This is a genomic window from Anaerostipes hominis (ex Lee et al. 2021) (genome assembly GCF_002270485.1).
GTDB classification, from domain to species: Bacteria; Bacillota; Clostridia; order Lachnospirales; family Lachnospiraceae; genus Anaerostipes; species Anaerostipes hominis.
Map to the genome: position 1 here is coordinate 1 of NZ_NQOG01000056.1, position 1,622 is coordinate 1,622.

General features: G+C 41.1%; 1 protein-coding gene and 2 pseudogenes. All 3 read left to right on the forward strand.

The features are described from left to right. Positions 1-151 (forward strand): annotated as a pseudogene (locus CI597_RS19620) (IS3 family transposase); the annotation flags it as partial. Positions 152-197: 46 nt separating this feature from the next. Continuing rightward, positions 198-1,010, forward strand: a pseudogene (locus CI597_RS17455) (IS91 family transposase); the annotation flags it as partial. A gap of 59 nt (positions 1,011-1,069) precedes the next feature. Continuing rightward, a complete protein-coding gene (locus tag CI597_RS17460) occupies positions 1,070-1,249 on the forward strand; it encodes a hypothetical protein (protein ID WP_024729447.1) in 180 nt (59 codons plus the stop codon). Positions 1,250-1,622: the final 373 nt, after the last annotated feature.

Sequence of the window (1,622 nt, forward strand, 5' to 3'; positions counted from 1 at the left end):
AAAGCAGATGACTGTAGAGGAATTAAAGGTACTCATTTGGAGATACTTCCTCAGCTACTGGAATAACCGGAGGATATGCTCTGCCAATGGCGGGCTTCCACCTATGATAAAACGCAGGCAGTATTATGAGGATTTGGAACTGGCCGCATAGTCAGTGATATGCTTGAGAAAAATGTGTCAACTAATATTGACAATATCACTGCCTTTTTTCTGCTGTAAGAAGTGTCATTCTCCGCATATTCCACAAGGATAATCAAACAGAATTATTTACTCCTGGTTTCATTCTTGTCCTTCATACCTTTGGCAGAGATTTGAAATGGAACCCGCATATCCACTGTCTCCTTTCAGAAGGTGGGCTGGGCAAAAGTGGCCTTTGGCGGGCAAAATCTCATTTCAACTATGGTTTCATGCGCAGCTCCTTTCAAACTGCACTTTTAAATGAACTTAAGAAGAAACTTCCACATTCTTTCAAAGATGTGGTCTCTCAGGTTTACAAAAACAGCAGGGATGGCTTTTATGTCTATGCAAAACCAAACCGCTGTAAGCCAAAACAGGTGATTAACTACATCGGCCGGTATCTGGGCAGACCCGTCATCGCCACTTCCCGCATTGATCACTACAACTCTATTGATGATACGGTCACGTTTCACTACAACCGTCATGAAGATGATCACTATGTGGAAGAAACTCTTCCCTCCATGGATTTCATCAAAAGACTGATCCGACACATTCCAGAAAAACATTTTAAACAAGTTCGTTACTATGGGCTTTATGCCAGATCCCATATAGAAGATTACAAACTCCATCATGCGATTCATATATCAAAGCATAAATTTTATCTTTCTATGAACAGATGGCGGGACTGTATCAGCCTCTCTTTTGGATATGACCCGATTCAATGTCCATGCTGTAACCAAAAAATGGAATTGCTTGAAATCTATCATAATCACAAGCGCGTTTCTCTCGATGAACTTTATCGAAAAACCAAGGAAAAATATCATGGTCCTTAATCTTTACTCCCACAGCCTCCTCCGCTGTGATATACTGAACCAAACGGAGGACAATCAAAATGGATCCAAAACACATCGAGGAACTCAGACAAACGTATATGCAGCATCCACCTGAAGGGATGACCACGAAAGACATCAAATCTATGAGCGATGATGACTTACTGGATATGGATTATTTCCTGCATGAGGAGGATGATCTTGATGATGAAATTGGAGAAGAAGGTTTTTATCTCTTCTAATCCATTTCATCTGTTTGCCATGCCCATCTTTTGATGGGTATATTTTTTTATTCTAAACACCCCTTTATAGGAAACGACAAGTTTCCTATAAAGTAAAGGAACAAAGCGGACAAGTCCGCTTCAACTCCCTAAATCCCTCAATCATGAGGGACTCGTTCCGCTTTGTGCGCCAAATGCGATTTGACGCAGTCAAATGATTTCCTTACGCATTTGTGTGCATACTTGCCCGCAGGGCTTTTTTATTCCATGATATTGTCAATATTAGTTGACACATTTTTCTCAAGCATATCACTGACTATGCGGCCAGTTCCAAATCCTCATAATACTGCCTGCGTTTTATCATAGGTGGAAGCCCGCCATTGGCAGAGCATAT